This is a genomic window from Acidovorax sp. SUPP3334 (assembly GCF_030159055.1).
Classification (GTDB): Bacteria; Pseudomonadota; Gammaproteobacteria; order Burkholderiales; family Burkholderiaceae_C; genus Paracidovorax.
In genome coordinates, this window is sequence record NZ_BQXQ01000006.1 from 129,128 (window position 1) to 143,803 (window position 14,676).

Consider the following 14,676-nt stretch of genomic DNA (forward strand, 5'->3'; position numbering starts at 1 on the left):
CCGGGCCCGCTAGGAAAACACACACCATGCAGCATTCCAAGAACGATATCTGGGTCGGCCTGTTCGTCCTGCTGGGCGGGGCGGCGCTGGTCTTTCTGGCCTTGCAGTCGGCCAACCTGCTCCGGCTGAACTTCCAGACCGGCTACCAGATCACGGCCCTGTTCGACAACATCGGCGGCTTGAAGCCCCAGGCGGCGGTGCGCAGCGCCGGCGTGGTGGTGGGCCGCGTGCAGTCCATCACTTTCGACGACAAGAGCTTTCAGGCCAAGGTGACGCTGGAGCTGCAAAAGCGCTATGCCTTCCCCAAGGACAGCTCGCTCAAGATTCTCACGAGCGGCCTGCTCGGCGACCAGTACATCGGCATCCAGGCCGGTGCCGACGAGGCCAATCTGGCCGAAGGCGACAAGATATCCTCCACCCAGTCGGCTGTGGTGCTGGAAAACCTCATCGGACAATTTCTATACGGCAAGGCAGAAGGCAGCGGTGGCAGCAGCAGCGCCGCGCCCTCCAGCACAGGTGGCAAAAAATGACGACAACGACCATGAAAAGGGCCCTGGCCCATGGCGGCGCACTCGCACTGGGCGCGCTCTTCCTGACGGGCTGCGCGAGCGGTCCGGGGGCCAACCCGCGTGACCCGCTGGAGCCCTACAACCGCAGCATGACGAATTTCAACGAGAACGTGGATTCGATCATCCTGAAGCCCGTCGCCACGGCCTACCGGGACGTCACGCCCGCGCCGGTACGCACCGGCGTCAGCAACTTCTTTGCCAACCTGAGCGATGCCTGGTCTTTCGTGAACAACCTGCTGCAATTGCGCGTCGAGGGTGCGCTCAACAGCCTGGTGCGCTTCAACGTGAACACCGTGTTCGGCCTGGGCGGCGTCTTCGACGTGGCCAGCGAAATGGGCGTGGACCGTGCCAAGCAGGACTTCGGTCTCACGCTCGGCCACTGGGGCATTCCCACCGGTCCTTACCTCGTGCTGCCGCTGCTCGGTCCTTCCACCGTGCGCGACACGCTCGCGCTGCCGGTCGATGCCAAGGGTGACCTCGTCTCGTACGTGGACCCGGTGTCGGCGCGCAATTCGCTGTATGCCCTGCGCGTGGTGAACATCCGCGCCAACCTGCTGCGCGCCAGCTCGGTGCTGGACACGGCGGCACTCGACAAATACAGCTTCACGCGGGACGTGTTCCTACAGGTACGCAGCCAGGAAGGCGGCGCGCCGGCCAGCAATGGCGACGAAGAATACGACGACGGTGGCGGCAAGCTGCCCGAAGAGCCGGCGCGCTGAGGCGCCCGGCCCTTGCGTGGCGCGGTTGCAGTTGCTTGCATCCGTGCACCGGACCGACGCATCTGTGCGCCGGCCCGACCCGAAAATGAATGAATCGAAGGGGCGCCGCCCTGGCGCACCCGATGAAGGAAACACACCATGATGAATCGACGCACCCTGAGCCAAGCCGCCCTTTGCACCGCCGCCGTGCTGTGGCTGGGCGCACCGCTCGCCGCCCTGGCCGCCGAAGAGGCGCCCGATGCGCTGGTCAAGCGCCTGTCGGCCGATGTGCTGGACACCGTGCGCAACGACAAGAGCATCAAGGCCGGCGACGTGAACAAGATCATGGCGCTGGTCGACAAGACCATCCTGCCGCACGTCAACTTCCGCCGCATGACCGCCGCTGCCGTGGGCCCGGGCTGGCGCCAGGCCACCCCCGACCAGCAAAAGCGCTTGCAGGAAGAATTCAAGACGCTGCTGGTGCGCACCTACTCCGGCGCACTGAGCCAGGTCAACGACCAGACCATCACCGTCAAGCCGCTGCGCATGGCGGCCGACGACAAGGACGTGCTGGTGCGCACCGAGATCCAGGGCCGTGGCGAGCCGGTCCAGCTCGACTACCGCCTGGAAAAGACGCCCGGCGATGGCGCCGGCTGGAAGATCTACAACCTGAACGTGCTGGGCGTGTGGCTGGTCGAAACCTACCGCGGCCAGTTCGCGCAGGAGATCAACGCCAAGGGCGTGGATGGACTGATCGAATCGCTGGTGGCCCGCAACAAGACCAACGCCGCCAACGCTGCCAAGGGCGGCTGACCGCCGGCTCTGACGGACAACCGCCATGCTGGTGCTTCCCTCGGAACTGACCCATGCCCAGGCCAATGCGAGCCTGCGCATGCTGCTGCAGGGCCTGAAGGCCAACCGCGACGAGCTGCTGGTGGTGGATGCCAGCGCGCTGGCCACGTTCGATTCGTCGGCGCTTTCCGTGCTGCTGGGCTGCCGCCGCGCGGCGCTGCTGGAAGGCAAGCGCTTCGAGGTCAAGTCGCTGCCAGAGGGCCTGCAAAAGCTCGCCGGCCTGTACGGCGTGGGCGAGCTGCTGCCGGCTGCCTGAGGCGCCGGACAGACGGCCCGTGCATGGAAGAACCGGCCTGCGCGGATAGGCGGGCCCGGGCCTTGTACGGGCCTGATCCGTTCACACCGTCCGCGTGGCCGCGTCCAATGCGGGCCTTTTGCGCTGAATTCTCATTCCCATCGCTTTCCCATCGCCTTGCGCGGGCACCGGTTGCCGGCACGCCGTAAAATCCCCGGCTCCCATGCCCGCAGTCTCCTTCCAGTCCGTCTCCAAGACCTATTCCACGCCCAAAGGCCCCTTCCAGGCGCTCGACCATGTCAGCCTGGACATCGAGGAGGGCGAGTTCTTCGGCCTTCTCGGCCCGAACGGCGCGGGAAAGACCACCCTCATCAGCATTCTTGCCGGCCTCGCCCGGGCCACCAGTGGCCATGTGCGCGTGCAGGGCAGCGATGTGCAAACCGATTTCGCCGCCGCACGCCGCAAGCTGGGCGTGGTGCCGCAGGAACTGGTGTTCGATCCCTTCTTCAATGTGCGCGAGGCCCTGCGCATCCAGTCCGGCTACTTCGGCGTGAAGAACAACGACGCCTGGATCGACGAGCTGCTGGAAAACCTGGGGCTGGCCGACAAGGCCACATCCAACATGCGACAGCTCTCGGGCGGCATGAAGCGCCGCGTGCTGGTCGCCCAGGCGCTGGTGCACAAACCCCCGATCATCGTGCTGGACGAGCCCACCGCGGGCGTGGACGTCGAGCTGCGCCAGACGCTGTGGCACTTCGTCGCCCGCCTGAACAAGGAAGGCCACACGGTGCTGCTCACCACCCATTACCTGGAAGAGGCCGAGGCGCTGTGCAACCGCATCGCCATGCTCAAGCGCGGTCGCATGGTGGCACTGTCCACCACCTCCGACCTGCTGCAGGGCGCCTCCACGAACGTGATGCGTTTCAAGACCGACGATGCGCTGCCGCCCGCCCTGGCGGCCGTTGCCCGGGTGACCGGCCGCGTGGTGCAGCTGCCCGCCCAGGACGCGCAGGACATCGAACGCCACCTGGCCGTGCTGCGCGCTGCGGGCGTCACCGTGCATGACGTGGAGATCCGCAAGGCCGACCTGGAGGACGTGTTCCTCAACGTGATGGCGCAGGGCAGCTACCCCGATCCGGCGCGCGAGCCCGCGCCACCCGAAGGGCCCGAGGCCACGGCCGAAGGCGGGGTGCGCCTGTGACCGGCTGGCAGACCCTCTTCTACAAAGAAGTGCTGCGCTTTTGGAAGGTGAGCTTCCAGACCGTGGCCGCACCGGTGCTCACGGCCGTGCTGTACCTGCTGATCTTCGGCCATGTGCTGGAAGACCACGTGAAGGTGTACGACCGCATCAGCTACACGGCTTTCCTGATTCCGGGCCTGGTGATGATGAGCATTCTGCAGAACGCCTTCGCCAACAGTTCGTCCAGCCTGGTGCAGAGCAAGATCATGGGCAGCCTGGTGTTCGTGCTGCTCACGCCGCTGTCGCACTGGGCCTGGTTCGTGGCCTACGTGGGCTCGTCCATCGTACGCGGGCTGGTCGTGGGGCTGGGTGTGTTCGTGGTGACGCTCGCGTTCGCGCGGCCGGAGTTCGCGGCGCCGCTGTGGATCCTGGCTTTCGCCCTGCTGGGTGCGGCGCTGTTGTCCACGCTGGGGCTGATCGCCGGGCTGTGGGCCGACAAATTCGACCAGATGGCGGCGTTCCAGAACTTCGTGATCGTGCCCATGACGTTCCTGTCGGGCGTGTTCTATTCCATCCAGTCGCTGCCGCCGGTCTGGCAGACGGTGAGCCATCTGAACCCGTTCTTCTACATGATCGATGGCTTTCGCTACGGCTTCTTCGGCCAGAGCGACACTTCGCCGTGGCTGAGCCTGGGGATCGTGGGCATCGCCTGGCTGCTGGTGAGCGCCCTGGCCATGCACCTGCTGCGCACCGGCTACAAGATCCGGTCATGAGCCCGGTCATGAGCCGCCCACCTCCCTTGAACCGCTTCGTGGCCCGCCGCCGTGGGCCCGCCGAGACGGCCGGGGCGGCACCGGCCGCCTTCGCTGCGGGGCCTGCACAACGCAATGGATCACTGACATGACTGCAGACCAACTCAAAAACCTCATCAGCGCTGGCCTGGCCTGCGACCACATCGACCTGGAAGGCGATGGCCGCCATTGGTACGCCACCATCGTCTCGGCCGAGTTCGAGGGCAAGCGCGCCATCCAGCGCCACCAGCGGGTGTACGCCACGCTGGGCACCCGCATGCAGACCGACGAGGTGCATGCGCTGTCGATGAAGACCTTCACGCCGGCCGAGTGGGCCGCGCAGGGCGCCTGACGCTCGCACGCATCATTGCTCACTTTTTAATAGCTATATGCCGGCGTATTCATTGCGCTGGTGGCACTTTTGACTGAAACATCGGGCTCAATGCCATGGACAAACTCCTGATTCGCGGCGGCCGCGCGCTGCATGGCGAGGTGCTGGTTTCCGGCGCCAAGAACGCCGCCCTGCCCGAACTGTGCGCGGCGCTGCTCACGGCCGATCCCGTCACGCTGCTGAACGTGCCCCAGCTGCAGGACGTGGCGACCATGCTCACGCTGATCCGCAACATGGGCGTGGCGGCCGAGCGGTCTGCCGACGGCACCGTGCGCATCGATGCCAGTGCGCTTTCCACGCCCGAGGCGCCGTACGAGCTGGTCAAGACCATGCGCGCCTCGGTGCTCGCACTCGGTCCGCTGCTGGCGCGCTTCGGCGAAGCGACCGTGTCGCTGCCGGGCGGCTGCGCCATCGGTTCGCGGCCGGTGGACCAGCACATCAAGGGGCTCACGGCCATGGGCGCCGAGATCCTCGTGGAGCATGGCTACATGATCGCCAGGCTGCCGGCGGGGCGCACCCGCCTCACGGGCGCGCGCATCACCACCGACATGGTCACGGTGACCGGCACCGAGAACTTCCTCATGGCCGCCACGCTGGCCGAGGGCGAGACGGTGCTGGAGAACGCCGCGCAGGAGCCCGAGATTTCCGACCTGGCCGAGATGCTGATCGCCATGGGCGCGAAGATCGAAGGCCACGGCACCAGCCGCATCCGAATCCAGGGCGTGGAGCGGCTGCACGGCGCCACGCACCGCGTGGTGGCCGACCGCATCGAGGCCGGCACGTTCCTGTGCGCCGTGGCGGCCACCGGCGGCGAGGCGTTGCTGCGCCACGGCCGGGCCGACCACCTGGACGCCGTGATCGAGAAGCTGCGCGAAGCCGGCGTGCAGGTGCAGGCCGAGGCCGACGGCATCCGCGTGAAGAGCGCCGGGGCCGCGCAGCTGCGGGCCCAGGGCTTTCGCACCACTGAATACCCGGGGTTTCCCACCGACATGCAGGCGCAGTTCATGGCGCTGAACGTGGTGGCGCAAGGCACGGCCACGGTCACCGAAACGATTTTCGAAAACCGCTTCATGCACGTTGACGAACTGGTGCGCCTGGGTGCGCGCATCCAGACCGATGGCAAGGTCGCGGTGATCGAGGGCCTGGGCAGTGCCTCGGCCCGCCTGTCGGGCGCCACGGTGATGGCCACCGACCTGCGCGCCTCCGCCAGCCTGGTCATCGCGGGCCTCGTGGCCGATGGCGAGACCGTGGTGGACCGCATCTACCATCTGGACCGCGGCTACGACTGCATGGAAGCCAAGCTGCGCGGCCTGGGCGCCGACATCGAAAGGGCGGCATGAGCCGCCTGCCGGCCTGCTGGCGCCTTGCGGCCGGGCTCATCTCTTCTTCACACGTATGACCATGATCACTCTCGCCTTGTCCAAGGGCCGCATCTTCGATGAGGCCCTGCCCATGCTGGCGGCCGCCGGCATCGAGGTGCTGGAAGACCCCGAGAAATCGCGCAAGCTGATCCTGCCCACCAACGACCCCGCCGTGCGCGTGGTGCTGGTGCGCGCCTCCGACGTGCCGACCTACGTGCAGTACGGCGGCGCCGACCTGGGCGTGACGGGCAAGGACACGCTCATCGAGCATGGCGCGCATGGGCTGTACCAGCCGCTGGACTTGCAGATCGCCAAGTGCCGCGTGAGCGTGGCCGTTCGCGCCGACTTCGACTATGCGCACGCGGTCAAGCAGGGCTCGCGCCTGAAGGTGGCGACCAAGTACACGTCGATCGCACGCGATTTCTTCGCCACCAAGGGCGTGCACGTGGACATGATCAAGCTCTACGGCAGCATGGAACTGGCGCCTTTGACCGGGCTGGCCGATGCCATCGTCGATCTGGTGTCCACCGGCAACACGCTCAAGGCCAATCACCTGGTGGAGGTGGAGCGGATCATGGACATCAGCTCGCACCTGGTGGTGAACCAGGCAGCGCTCAAACTCAAGCAGGTGCCGCTGCGCCGCATCATCGATGCGTTCGCGTCGGTCATTCCCTCGGGCCAGTGACGTTGTCCGCACCCCCCAGATCGGTCCCCCGACGTGTCCAAGAGACGTCAGAATCCGGGCTGCGTCGAGAAAAAATGGGGCAGCGACCGCCTGGGCCGCAACCCACGGGTGAACGGCGCATCGCGCAAGTTCAAGTTCGGCGACACCAAGCACTGCGTGCAGGACATCAAGGTCGTGTTCACCGACGATTCGTCGTAAGTCGAGCGGGAGGGTTTCAACCTCTGCGAACTCGACAAGATCACGCTCAAGTACAACCGCAAGACGGGCGACGTGTCGGCAGAGACCGAGTAAAGCCCGGCGGTTCTTCCTTCCTTTTCGCCATAGAGATCGAGACAGAAAAAACATGAAAGCCATGCCTGTTCGTTTGCGTACCGATAGCGCCGATTTCGAGACCGCTTTCCGGGACCGCCTGCATTGGTCCGCAGAGACCGATGCCGCCATCGAGCAGCGCGTGGCCGACATCCTGGCAGACGTGCAGGCCCGCGGCGACGACGCCGTGCTGGAATACACCCGGCGCTTCGACGGCCTGGCCGTCGATTCCATGGCCGCGCTGGAGTTGTCGCAGGACGAACTGAAAGCCGCCTTCGACGCCATTCCCGCAGCGCAGCGCGAGGCCCTGGAGGCCGCCGCCGCCCGGGTGCGCCGCTACCACGAAGCCCAGAAGCGGGCGAGCGGCGAAAGCTGGAGCTACCGCGACGAAGACGGCACCTTGCTGGGCCAGAAGGTCACGCCGCTCGACCGCGTGGGCATCTACGTGCCCGGCGGCAAGGCCGCATACCCGTCCAGCGTGCTGATGAACGCCATTCCCGCGCACGTGGCCGGCGTGGGCGAGATCATCATGGTGGTGCCCACGCCGCAAGGGGCGAGAAACCCGCTGGTGCTGGCCGCCGCCCACGTGGCCGGCGTGACCCGCGCCTTCACCCTGGGCGGCGCACAGGCCGTGGCCGCGCTGGCCTATGGCACGGCCACCGTGCCGAAGGTGGACAAGATCACCGGCCCCGGCAACGCCTATGTGGCGAGCGCCAAGAAGCGCGTTTTCGGCACCGTGGGCATCGACATGATCGCGGGCCCGAGCGAAATCCTGGTGCTGGCCGATGGCTCCACGCCGCCCGACTGGGTGGCCATGGACCTGTTCAGCCAGGCCGAACACGACGAACTGGCGCAGTCCATCTTGCTGAGCCCCGACGCCGCCTACATCGACGCGGTGCAAGCGGCCATCGACCAGTTGCTGCCCACCATGCCCCGCGCCGAGATCATCGCCAAGAGCCTCAGCGGCCGTGGCGCGCTGATCCTCACCCGCGACATGGAAGAGGCCTGCGCCATCAGCAACCGCATCGCGCCGGAGCATCTGGAAGTGTCGAGCCGTGACCCGCACCGCTGGGAGCCGCTGCTGCGCCACGCCGGAGCGATCTTTCTCGGGGCCTACACCAGCGAATCGCTGGGCGACTACTGCGCCGGCCCCAACCACGTGCTGCCCACCAGCGGCACGGCCCGCTTCTCATCGCCGCTGGGCGTGTACGACTTTCAAAAGCGCAGCAGCCTGATCGAAGTGAGCGAAGCCGGCGCCCAGACGCTGGGCAAGATCGCCGCCGAACTGGCCTATGGCGAGGGCCTGCAGGCCCACGCGCGGGCGGCGGAGATGCGGATCAAGTCCTGACCCGGGTCATCCTGCGTTCGCTCTTTGTGCGCCTGAGGTATTGCGTTGACTGCGGGGCCTGCGGAGTGACGCGCCCGGTGGTCGAGCCAGCCTGGTCGTTCACCCAATCCAGGCTTTTGCCCTTGACGCACCAAGCTGAGTCGCGGACCCAATCGGTGAACCACATGGTCGGGTTGCCCTGCAGTTCCGAGCAAACCGAGTAGCCTAGGCTTGGCATGTAGAAGCGCTGTACCACGGAGGTAACGGGGACCAGCAGCAAAGCAATCCCGCTCGCGACGACCGCGGCATTGGCTGCCAACTCAAACTTCTTGATGAGGCGGTCACTGCAGGGTATTGCTCGCATCACGCCCACCACGATGCCTAGCAGGCAAAAAAGTGCGATGAACGGGGCTAACTGTGCGCCAGGTGCAATCCGGACCGCTGGAGCCTGCACTGCAATGGCAGCGACCGTGGGAACGAGGATGTAGGCCACCATCAAAGCGGAGCCAATGATCAGCCCTATGTACAGCGGAATGCCCCACACGAGAAGCCTTCGGATTTGCTTGATATCGTTCATCGCAGTCGTGGTTTTTCAGTAGCGCACGCACGTGATGCGGCATAGCCAGTCTCTCACGCCTCGGTCGATGGCACGGCCAGCCTCTACTTTCTTCTGCTCGATGGCGTCACGCAGCTCGTCCTGCCAAGATTGCGCAGCAGTGTTGATGTAGTACATGCCCTGGGCCGTTTGATCAGGGATCATCTTGAGCGCGGCGATCACCTTGCTCTTGACTCCATAGAATTCTTGGGTAAGAGAATTTGATAAATCCTTCTGCGAAATGCTTGTAGCTGCTGTCGCAAACTGAGTTGAAATCGCCTCGGTAACTAAAACTGCGTATTAGTTCATTCCGCACGAGCTTCGTGCTCCACGAAGTTCGTGTAGCATTTCGCCCATGAAGAACGTGACCATCACCATGGACGACGCAGCCGCCGAATGGGTGCGTGTGGAAGCCGCCAAGCGGGGCAGCAGCGTGTCGCGACTGGTGGGTGAATGGCTGGCCGAAAAGATGCGCCAGGAAGATGCCTACGCCCAGGCCATGCGCGAGGCGCTGGGCTTCGAGAGCTGGGGCGCTTCCGATGGTCCTTACGTGCCTCGTGAGATTCTGTTCCGGCGATGAGCACCGTACCCATCTTTGTCGATACCGAAGTGCTGCTGTGCAGCGTGGACGACCGCGATCCGGCCCGGCAGGCGCGGGCCCGCGAGTGGCTTGCGTTTTGCTGGCAGACGCGCAGCGGGCGCGTGAGCTCGCAGGTGCTCAACGAGCTTTACAACCAGGCCATCCAGCGCTTTCGCGGGCCGCACGTGCTGCAGCAGGTGCGCGCGCAGGTGCGGCGCTTTCGCGTGTGGCAGCCGCCGCACCTGGATGCCTACACCGTCGATGGCGCGTGGGACCTGCAGGACCGCTACGGCCTGGGCTATTGGGATGCGCTCATCCTCTCTTCCGCGCACCAGCAAGGCTGCCGCTATCTGCTGACCGAAGCCCTGCCGCACGACCAGCCCATGGACGCCGTGCGCCCCATCAATCCCTTTCTCATCGCCCCGCACGAACTGGACACCGCCGAATGACGAGCACCGCCACGCCCACCGCCGCCGCCGTTGCCAGCGCCCCCTTGCCGGCTTGTGGCGCCCTTGACCGCATCCGCCCCGACGTGCGCGCCATGCATTCCTATGCCGTGCAGCCTTCGTCAGGCATGCTGAAGATGGACGCGATGGAAAACCCCTTTCGTCTGCCGGCGGCCTTGCAGTCGGCCCTGGGCGAGCGCCTGGGTGCGCTGGCGCTCAACCGCTATCCCGGCGACCGCATCGCCGATCTGAAGGCCGCGCTGGCGGCCTATGCCGGCATGCCGGCCGGACACGCGATGGTGCTTGGCAATGGTTCCGACGAGCTCATCACCTTGCTGGCGCTTGCCTGCGCCCAGCCCGGCGCGGGCCAGCGCGCCACCATGCTCGCGCCCATGCCCGGCTTCGTCATGTACCCCTTGAGCGCCCAGCTGCAGGGGCTTGATTTCGTCGGCGTGCCGTTGACGGCGGACTTCGAACTCGACGAGCCCGCGATGCTCGCCGCCATCGCCCGGCACCGCCCGGCCATCACCTACATCGCCTACCCCAACAACCCCACCGCCACGCTGTGGGACGAAGGCGCCGTGCAGCGCATCATCGACGCGGCAGGCGCCGTGGGCGGCCTCGTGGTGATGGACGAGGCCTATCAGCCCTTCGCCAGCCGCACCTGGATCGACCGCATGCGGGCCGAGCCCGCCCGCAACACGCACGTGCTGCTGATGCGCACGCTCAGCAAGTTCGGCCTGGCCGGCGTGCGGCTGGGCTATCTCATCGCCCCGGCTGCGCTGGCGGCCGAGATCGACAAGGTGCGTCCGCCCTACAACGTGAGCGTGCTCAACTGCGAGGCGGCGCTGTTCGCGCTCGAACATGCCGAGGTCTTCGCGGCCCAGGCCGCCGAACTGCGCCAGGAGCGCACCGCGCTGCTGGCCGCGTTGCGCGCCTTGCCCGGCGTGGAGAAAGCCTGGGACAGCGAGGCCAACATGGTGCTGCTGCGCGTGGCCGATGCCGCCCGCACCTTCGAGGGCATGAAAGCCCGCAAGGTGCTCGTCAAGAACGTTTCTACAATGCACCCATTGCTGGCCAACTGCCTGCGCCTGACGGTCGGCAACGCGGCCGACAACGCCCAGATGCTCGCCGCGCTCCAGGCCTCCCTATGACCTCTTCTGCACTCGTTCCTTCCGTCCCGTCCGACAACCCCGATGCCGACCGCATCGCGGAGGTGTCGCGCAACACGGCCGAAACCCGCATCCATGTGCGCGTGAACCTCGACGGCACGGGCGAAGCCCGCCTGTCCACGGGCATCGGCTTTTTCGACCACATGCTCGACCAGATCGCGCGCCACGGCCTGATCGACCTGCGCATCGAATGCGAGGGCGATCTGCACATCGACGGCCACCACACGGTGGAAGACGTGGGCATCACGCTCGGCCAGGCGTTCGCGCGGGCCGTGGGCGACAAGAAGGGCATTCGCCGCTACGGCCACGCCTATGTGCCGCTGGACGAAGCGCTGTCGCGGGTCGTGGTCGATTTCTCGGGCCGCCCGGGCCTGCATCTGCACATTCCTTTCACGGCCGGCAGCATCGGCGGGTTCGACACGCAGCTCACGTACGAATTTTTCCAGGGCTTCGTGAACCACGCGGGCGTTACGCTGCACATCGACAACATCAAGGGCATCAATGCCCACCACCAGTGCGAGACGGTGTTCAAGGCTTTCGCCCGCGCGCTGCGCGCCGCGCTGGAGCGCGACCCCCGCGCGGCCGGTGTCATCCCCTCCACCAAAGGGTCCCTTTAAGGTTTGAGCCAAATTGGCATCCAGCGCTTATCCAATATGCGCAAGCAGCTATGAAAAGTGAAGCAAAAACCGTGGCCGTCGTGGACTACGGCATGGGCAACCTGCGCTCCGTTTCGCAGGCCGTTCAGGCCGCGGCCGAAGGCACCGGGTGGACGGTGGTCGTCACCTCGCAGCCCGAGGAAGTGCGCGCTGCGCAGCGGGTGGTGCTGCCGGGGCAGGGCGCCATGCCCGACTGCATGCGCGAGCTGCGCGAGTCGGGCCTTCAAGCCTCGGTGATGGAGGCTGCCGCGGCCAAGCCGATGTTCGGCGTGTGCGTGGGCATGCAGATGCTGCTCGATCGCAGCGCCGAAGGCGACACGCCGGGCCTGTCGCTGATCCACGGCGACGTGCGCAAGTTCGACCTGGGCGGCCGCCTGCAGCCCGACGGCAGCCGCTACAAGGTGCCCCAGATGGGCTGGAACCGCGTGGCCCAGATGCGCCACGGCGCCGCCGTGCACCCGGTGTGGGCCGGCGTGCCGGACCAGAGCTACTTCTATTTCGTGCACAGCTTCTACGCGCGTCCGCTGGATGCCGCGCATTGCACGGGCGAGGCCGATTACGGCGGCCCCTTTGCAGCAGCCATTGCGCGCGATAATATTTTTGCCACGCAATTCCATCCGGAAAAGAGCGCGGAGCACGGCTTGGCGCTCTATCGCAATTTCCTTCACTGGAATCCCTGATCCATCAACCCCCCTGCCGGTCCTGTGGCCCGGCCTGGCAACTCCTAGCCTTTCCATCATGCTGCTCATCCCCGCCATCGACCTCAAGGACGGACACTGCGTGCGCCTCAAGCAAGGCGATATGGACCAGTCGACCACTTTCGGAGAAGACCCGGCCGCCATGGCGCGCAAATGGGTCGTCGCCGGGGCGCGCCGGCTGCACCTCGTGGACCTGAACGGCGCATTTGCCGGCACGCCCAAGAACTACACGGCCATCAAGTCCATCCTGAAGGAAGTCGGCGACGACATCCCGGTGCAGCTCGGCGGCGGCATCCGTGACCTGGACACGATCGAGAAATACATCGACGGCGGCCTGCGCTACGTGATCATCGGCACCGCCGCCGTGAAGAACCCCGGGTTCCTGAAAGACGCCTGCAGCGCTTTCGGCGGGCACATCATCGTCGGCCTGGATGCCAAGGACGGCAAGGTCGCCACCGACGGCTGGAGCAAGCTCACGGGCCATGAGGTCGTTGACCTGGCCAAGAAGTTCGAGGACTGGGGCGTCGAGTCCATCATCTACACCGACATCGGCCGCGACGGCATGCTCTCGGGTATCAACATCGAAGCCACCGTCAAGCTGGCGCAATCGCTCACCATTCCGGTCATCGCCTCGGGCGGCCTGGCCAACATGGCCGACATCGAGCAGCTGTGCGCGGTGGAGGACGAAGGCATCGAAGGCGTGATCTGCGGCCGCGCGATCTATTCCGGCGATCTGGATTTCACGGCGGCGCAAACGCGTGCCGACGAATTGAACGGCGTCGCGTGATGCGCGGCAAGGCCGCTGTAGGCTTGGCCGGCTGATTCGCCTTTTCAGCGCCAAGAGTTCGCAGCGCCAACGTTTTACGGCTCCCGGTAAAGGGAGCCGTTTTTCGTTCCAGGGCCTTGGCGTGGCGTGGCCGATGTCGATTCAGCAGCCTGGCAGAGCCCGCCCCTGGTTCACCGCCGTCACCGTCTGCAGCAGGCCCGTCCAGTACGACGGCAGGGCATCCCAGGGGTTGCCGACATCGGCCACGGGGTCGTACTCGAGGTTCGTCATGTAGATGGGGCCGGCGTTGTAGCGGTTCGATGCCGCCGACTGCACGGCCCGCTGCATGTCGGCGCAGGTCGCGGTGTTGTGCACCAGCGAGCTTTGGCGGCTGTTGGCCAGCGTGTACAGCCAGGGTGTGGTTCGTGGGTCGTAGCTGGCATAGGTGACGTTGCGGCCTTCGAAGGTGACCAGCACGTCGGCCACCGCGGCGTAGCCCGCGGCCGGCACCATGCCGGGATTGCCGATCACGCGCAGGCTTGCGTCCTTGGCCTTGATGTAGCTGTAGATCTCGCGGTAGAAGTCCAGCCGCGTGGTTTCGGAGGCCATCTCGTCCAGGAAGATGCCGCTGATCGCCCCGCGCCCGAAGAGCGCGATGTAGTTGTCGATGTTGGCCTTGATGCTGGCCAGCGAGCGTGAACCCGTGCCATAGCCGGTGTACACGTAGCCCACCACCTTGCCACCCGCCGAAACGAACGCGTTGACGGCGCTGACGTAGCTCGTCTCCGCGGTGGTGAACACGCCGTTGTCGGGGTTCAGGATGGCCGTCACCGAGACGGCCGGGTTGGCCGCCGCCCCGCTGGCCAGCAGGGCCCAACCCTGGCTGGAGGCCGGGTGGAAGTACGCCGGCACCAGCACCTCCAGCGCTGCCGGGGCGGGGCGCAGGTAGACCACGCGCGTGGCGGTGACCGACTGGCCGGACACGGAGGTGGTCGCGCTGATCTCCTGGCGGCCGGTCGCAGCGCCGGACAGGGTGGCGGTCGCCACGCCTGCGCGGGTGGTGCCCGTGGTCGCGAACGGGCCGGGCGAGGCGGAAAAATTCACCGCCGTGCCGTCGGCCGCGTCCACGCCGTTCACCGTGACGCGGGCCGTGACCGACAGCGCAGCCGTGGCTGTGAAGACGGCCTCGGCTTCGGGCGCGGTCAGGGTGATGGCGACGGTGGTCGGTGTCGTCGGCGCCGTCGGGTCGCTGGCGCCGCCTCCGCCACCGCCACCACAGGCGGCCAGCAGCGCGGCCAGGGACAAGCCGCACCAGCGGGAGATTCGGGCGATGCGGGAGGGGGTGTGAGCGGGAAGGCGTTGCAT

General features: G+C 66.3%; 20 protein-coding genes. 17 read left to right on the plus strand and 3 right to left on the minus strand.

The features are described 5' to 3' along the window. Positions 1-26 precede the first annotated feature (26 nt). The 11 genes from mlaD to hisD all read left to right on the plus strand — a co-directional run bounded on the left by mlaD (position 27) and on the right by hisD (position 8,419). Positions 27-530 carry an outer membrane lipid asymmetry maintenance protein MlaD gene (mlaD, locus tag AVHM3334_RS04880; RefSeq protein ID WP_284410142.1) on the plus strand — a complete coding sequence of 168 codons (504 nt, stop codon included), beginning with the start codon at positions 27-29 and terminating at the stop codon, positions 528-530. Next, positions 527-1,288: an MlaA family lipoprotein gene (locus tag AVHM3334_RS04885; RefSeq protein WP_284410144.1), complete on the plus strand. Its 762-nt coding sequence runs from the start codon at positions 527-529 to the stop codon at positions 1,286-1,288. The genes mlaD and AVHM3334_RS04885 overlap by 4 nt, the downstream gene beginning before the upstream one ends. 138 nt (positions 1,289-1,426) lie before the next feature. Then, a complete protein-coding gene (locus tag AVHM3334_RS04890; RefSeq protein WP_284410146.1) occupies positions 1,427-2,080 on the plus strand; it encodes an MlaC/ttg2D family ABC transporter substrate-binding protein in 654 nt (217 codons plus the stop codon). Positions 2,081-2,105: 25 nt separating this feature from the next. Continuing rightward, a complete protein-coding gene (locus AVHM3334_RS04895; RefSeq protein WP_284410147.1) occupies positions 2,106-2,375 on the plus strand; it encodes an STAS domain-containing protein in 270 nt (89 codons plus the stop codon). Between the two features lie 202 nt (positions 2,376-2,577). Continuing rightward, entirely contained in the window at positions 2,578-3,555 is a 978-nt protein-coding gene (locus tag AVHM3334_RS04900) for an ABC transporter ATP-binding protein (protein WP_284410149.1), read from the plus strand. After that, the gene (locus AVHM3334_RS04905; protein WP_284410151.1) at positions 3,552-4,307 is read left to right on the plus strand and encodes an ABC transporter permease; all 756 of its coding nucleotides are present in this window, start codon (positions 3,552-3,554) and stop codon (positions 4,305-4,307) included. The genes AVHM3334_RS04900 and AVHM3334_RS04905 overlap by 4 nt, the downstream gene beginning before the upstream one ends. Positions 4,308-4,434: 127 nt before the next feature. Next, positions 4,435-4,677, plus strand: a complete 243-nt coding sequence (locus AVHM3334_RS04910; protein ID WP_284410153.1) for a BolA family protein — start codon at positions 4,435-4,437, stop codon at positions 4,675-4,677. A gap of 95 nt (positions 4,678-4,772) precedes the next feature. Next, a complete protein-coding gene (gene murA / locus AVHM3334_RS04915; RefSeq protein ID WP_284410155.1) occupies positions 4,773-6,056 on the plus strand; it encodes a UDP-N-acetylglucosamine 1-carboxyvinyltransferase in 1,284 nt (427 codons plus the stop codon). Between the two features lie 61 nt (positions 6,057-6,117). Continuing rightward, a complete protein-coding gene (hisG, locus tag AVHM3334_RS04920) occupies positions 6,118-6,762 on the plus strand; it encodes an ATP phosphoribosyltransferase (RefSeq protein WP_502869856.1) in 645 nt (214 codons plus the stop codon). Positions 6,763-6,795: 33 nt separating this feature from the next. Next, positions 6,796-6,960 (plus strand): hypothetical protein, encoded by a 165-nt coding sequence (locus AVHM3334_RS04925; RefSeq protein WP_284410159.1) that lies wholly within the window; start codon positions 6,796-6,798, stop codon positions 6,958-6,960. A gap of 145 nt (positions 6,961-7,105) precedes the next feature. Continuing rightward, positions 7,106-8,419, plus strand: coding sequence for a histidinol dehydrogenase (gene hisD / locus AVHM3334_RS04930; protein WP_284410161.1), 1,314 nt, complete (start codon positions 7,106-7,108; stop codon positions 8,417-8,419). Here hisD and AVHM3334_RS04935 read toward each other — a convergent pair. Together AVHM3334_RS04935 and AVHM3334_RS04940 are read right to left on the minus strand one after the other, a co-directional pair. Then, positions 8,409-8,975 (minus strand): hypothetical protein, encoded by a 567-nt coding sequence (locus AVHM3334_RS04935; RefSeq protein WP_284410163.1) that lies wholly within the window; start codon positions 8,973-8,975, stop codon positions 8,409-8,411. The genes hisD and AVHM3334_RS04935 overlap by 11 nt on opposite strands. Before the next feature lie 15 nt (positions 8,976-8,990). Further along, positions 8,991-9,158, minus strand: a complete 168-nt coding sequence (locus tag AVHM3334_RS04940; protein WP_284410165.1) for a hypothetical protein — start codon at positions 9,156-9,158, stop codon at positions 8,991-8,993. Positions 9,159-9,348: 190 nt separating this feature from the next. Here AVHM3334_RS04940 and AVHM3334_RS04945 point away from each other — a divergent pair, with 190 nt between their 5' ends. The 6 genes from AVHM3334_RS04945 to hisA are packed head-to-tail and all read left to right on the plus strand — an operon-like array spanning position 9,349 to position 13,332. Continuing rightward, on the plus strand, positions 9,349-9,573 hold the full coding sequence (locus tag AVHM3334_RS04945) for a CopG family transcriptional regulator (RefSeq protein ID WP_284410167.1): 225 nt from the start codon (positions 9,349-9,351) through the stop codon (positions 9,571-9,573). Then, positions 9,570-10,022 carry a PIN domain-containing protein gene (locus AVHM3334_RS04950; RefSeq protein WP_284410169.1) on the plus strand — a complete coding sequence of 151 codons (453 nt, stop codon included), beginning with the start codon at positions 9,570-9,572 and terminating at the stop codon, positions 10,020-10,022. The genes AVHM3334_RS04945 and AVHM3334_RS04950 overlap by 4 nt, the downstream gene beginning before the upstream one ends. After that, entirely contained in the window at positions 10,019-11,173 is a 1,155-nt protein-coding gene (locus tag AVHM3334_RS04955; protein ID WP_284410170.1) for a pyridoxal phosphate-dependent aminotransferase, read from the plus strand. The genes AVHM3334_RS04950 and AVHM3334_RS04955 overlap by 4 nt, the downstream gene beginning before the upstream one ends. After that, complete coding sequence (gene hisB, locus AVHM3334_RS04960) at positions 11,170-11,808, plus strand: imidazoleglycerol-phosphate dehydratase HisB (protein WP_284410172.1); 639 nt, start codon at positions 11,170-11,172, stop codon at positions 11,806-11,808. The genes AVHM3334_RS04955 and hisB overlap by 4 nt, the downstream gene beginning before the upstream one ends. Before the next feature lie 50 nt (positions 11,809-11,858). Next, positions 11,859-12,527: an imidazole glycerol phosphate synthase subunit HisH gene (gene hisH, locus AVHM3334_RS04965; RefSeq protein WP_284410174.1), complete on the plus strand. Its 669-nt coding sequence runs from the start codon at positions 11,859-11,861 to the stop codon at positions 12,525-12,527. 58 nt (positions 12,528-12,585) lie between these two features. Continuing rightward, a complete protein-coding gene (gene hisA, locus AVHM3334_RS04970; RefSeq protein ID WP_284410176.1) occupies positions 12,586-13,332 on the plus strand; it encodes a 1-(5-phosphoribosyl)-5-[(5-phosphoribosylamino)methylideneamino]imidazole-4-carboxamide isomerase in 747 nt (248 codons plus the stop codon). Positions 13,333-13,473: 141 nt separating this feature from the next. On the opposite strand, the gene AVHM3334_RS04975 is transcribed toward hisA, so the two are convergent. Continuing rightward, entirely contained in the window at positions 13,474-14,676 is a 1,203-nt protein-coding gene (locus AVHM3334_RS04975; protein ID WP_284410178.1) for a spherulation-specific family 4 protein, read from the minus strand.

Excerpts from the sequence above, each read along its gene's own strand:
- hisB (WP_284410172.1), top strand. The coding sequence starts at position 11,170 with ATGACCTCTTCTGCACTCGTTCCTTCCGTCCCGTCCGACAACCCCGAT.
- AVHM3334_RS04955 (WP_284410170.1), top strand. The coding sequence starts at position 10,019 with ATGACGAGCACCGCCACGCCCACCGCCGCCGCCGTTGCCAGCGCCCCC.
- AVHM3334_RS04890 (WP_284410146.1), top strand. The coding sequence starts at position 1,427 with ATGATGAATCGACGCACCCTGAGCCAAGCCGCCCTTTGCACCGCCGCC.
- AVHM3334_RS04910 (WP_284410153.1), top strand. The coding sequence starts at position 4,435 with ATGACTGCAGACCAACTCAAAAACCTCATCAGCGCTGGCCTGGCCTGC.
- AVHM3334_RS04950 (WP_284410169.1), top strand. The coding sequence starts at position 9,570 with ATGAGCACCGTACCCATCTTTGTCGATACCGAAGTGCTGCTGTGCAGC.
- mlaD (WP_284410142.1), top strand. The coding sequence starts at position 27 with ATGCAGCATTCCAAGAACGATATCTGGGTCGGCCTGTTCGTCCTGCTG.
- hisA (WP_284410176.1), top strand. The coding sequence starts at position 12,586 with ATGCTGCTCATCCCCGCCATCGACCTCAAGGACGGACACTGCGTGCGC.
- AVHM3334_RS04940 (WP_284410165.1), bottom strand. The coding sequence starts at position 9,158 with ATGATCCCTGATCAAACGGCCCAGGGCATGTACTACATCAACACTGCT.
- AVHM3334_RS04975 (WP_284410178.1), bottom strand. The coding sequence starts at position 14,676 with ATGCAACGCCTTCCCGCTCACACCCCCTCCCGCATCGCCCGAATCTCC.
- AVHM3334_RS04945 (WP_284410167.1), top strand. The coding sequence starts at position 9,349 with ATGAAGAACGTGACCATCACCATGGACGACGCAGCCGCCGAATGGGTG.
- AVHM3334_RS04895 (WP_284410147.1), top strand. The coding sequence starts at position 2,106 with ATGCTGGTGCTTCCCTCGGAACTGACCCATGCCCAGGCCAATGCGAGC.
- hisH (WP_284410174.1), top strand. The coding sequence starts at position 11,859 with ATGAAAAGTGAAGCAAAAACCGTGGCCGTCGTGGACTACGGCATGGGC.
- AVHM3334_RS04900 (WP_284410149.1), top strand. The coding sequence starts at position 2,578 with ATGCCCGCAGTCTCCTTCCAGTCCGTCTCCAAGACCTATTCCACGCCC.
- AVHM3334_RS04885 (WP_284410144.1), top strand. The coding sequence starts at position 527 with ATGACGACAACGACCATGAAAAGGGCCCTGGCCCATGGCGGCGCACTC.
- hisD (WP_284410161.1), top strand. The coding sequence starts at position 7,106 with ATGAAAGCCATGCCTGTTCGTTTGCGTACCGATAGCGCCGATTTCGAG.
- hisG (WP_502869856.1), top strand. The coding sequence starts at position 6,118 with ATGATCACTCTCGCCTTGTCCAAGGGCCGCATCTTCGATGAGGCCCTG.
- AVHM3334_RS04935 (WP_284410163.1), bottom strand. The coding sequence starts at position 8,975 with ATGAACGATATCAAGCAAATCCGAAGGCTTCTCGTGTGGGGCATTCCG.
- murA (WP_284410155.1), top strand. The coding sequence starts at position 4,773 with ATGGACAAACTCCTGATTCGCGGCGGCCGCGCGCTGCATGGCGAGGTG.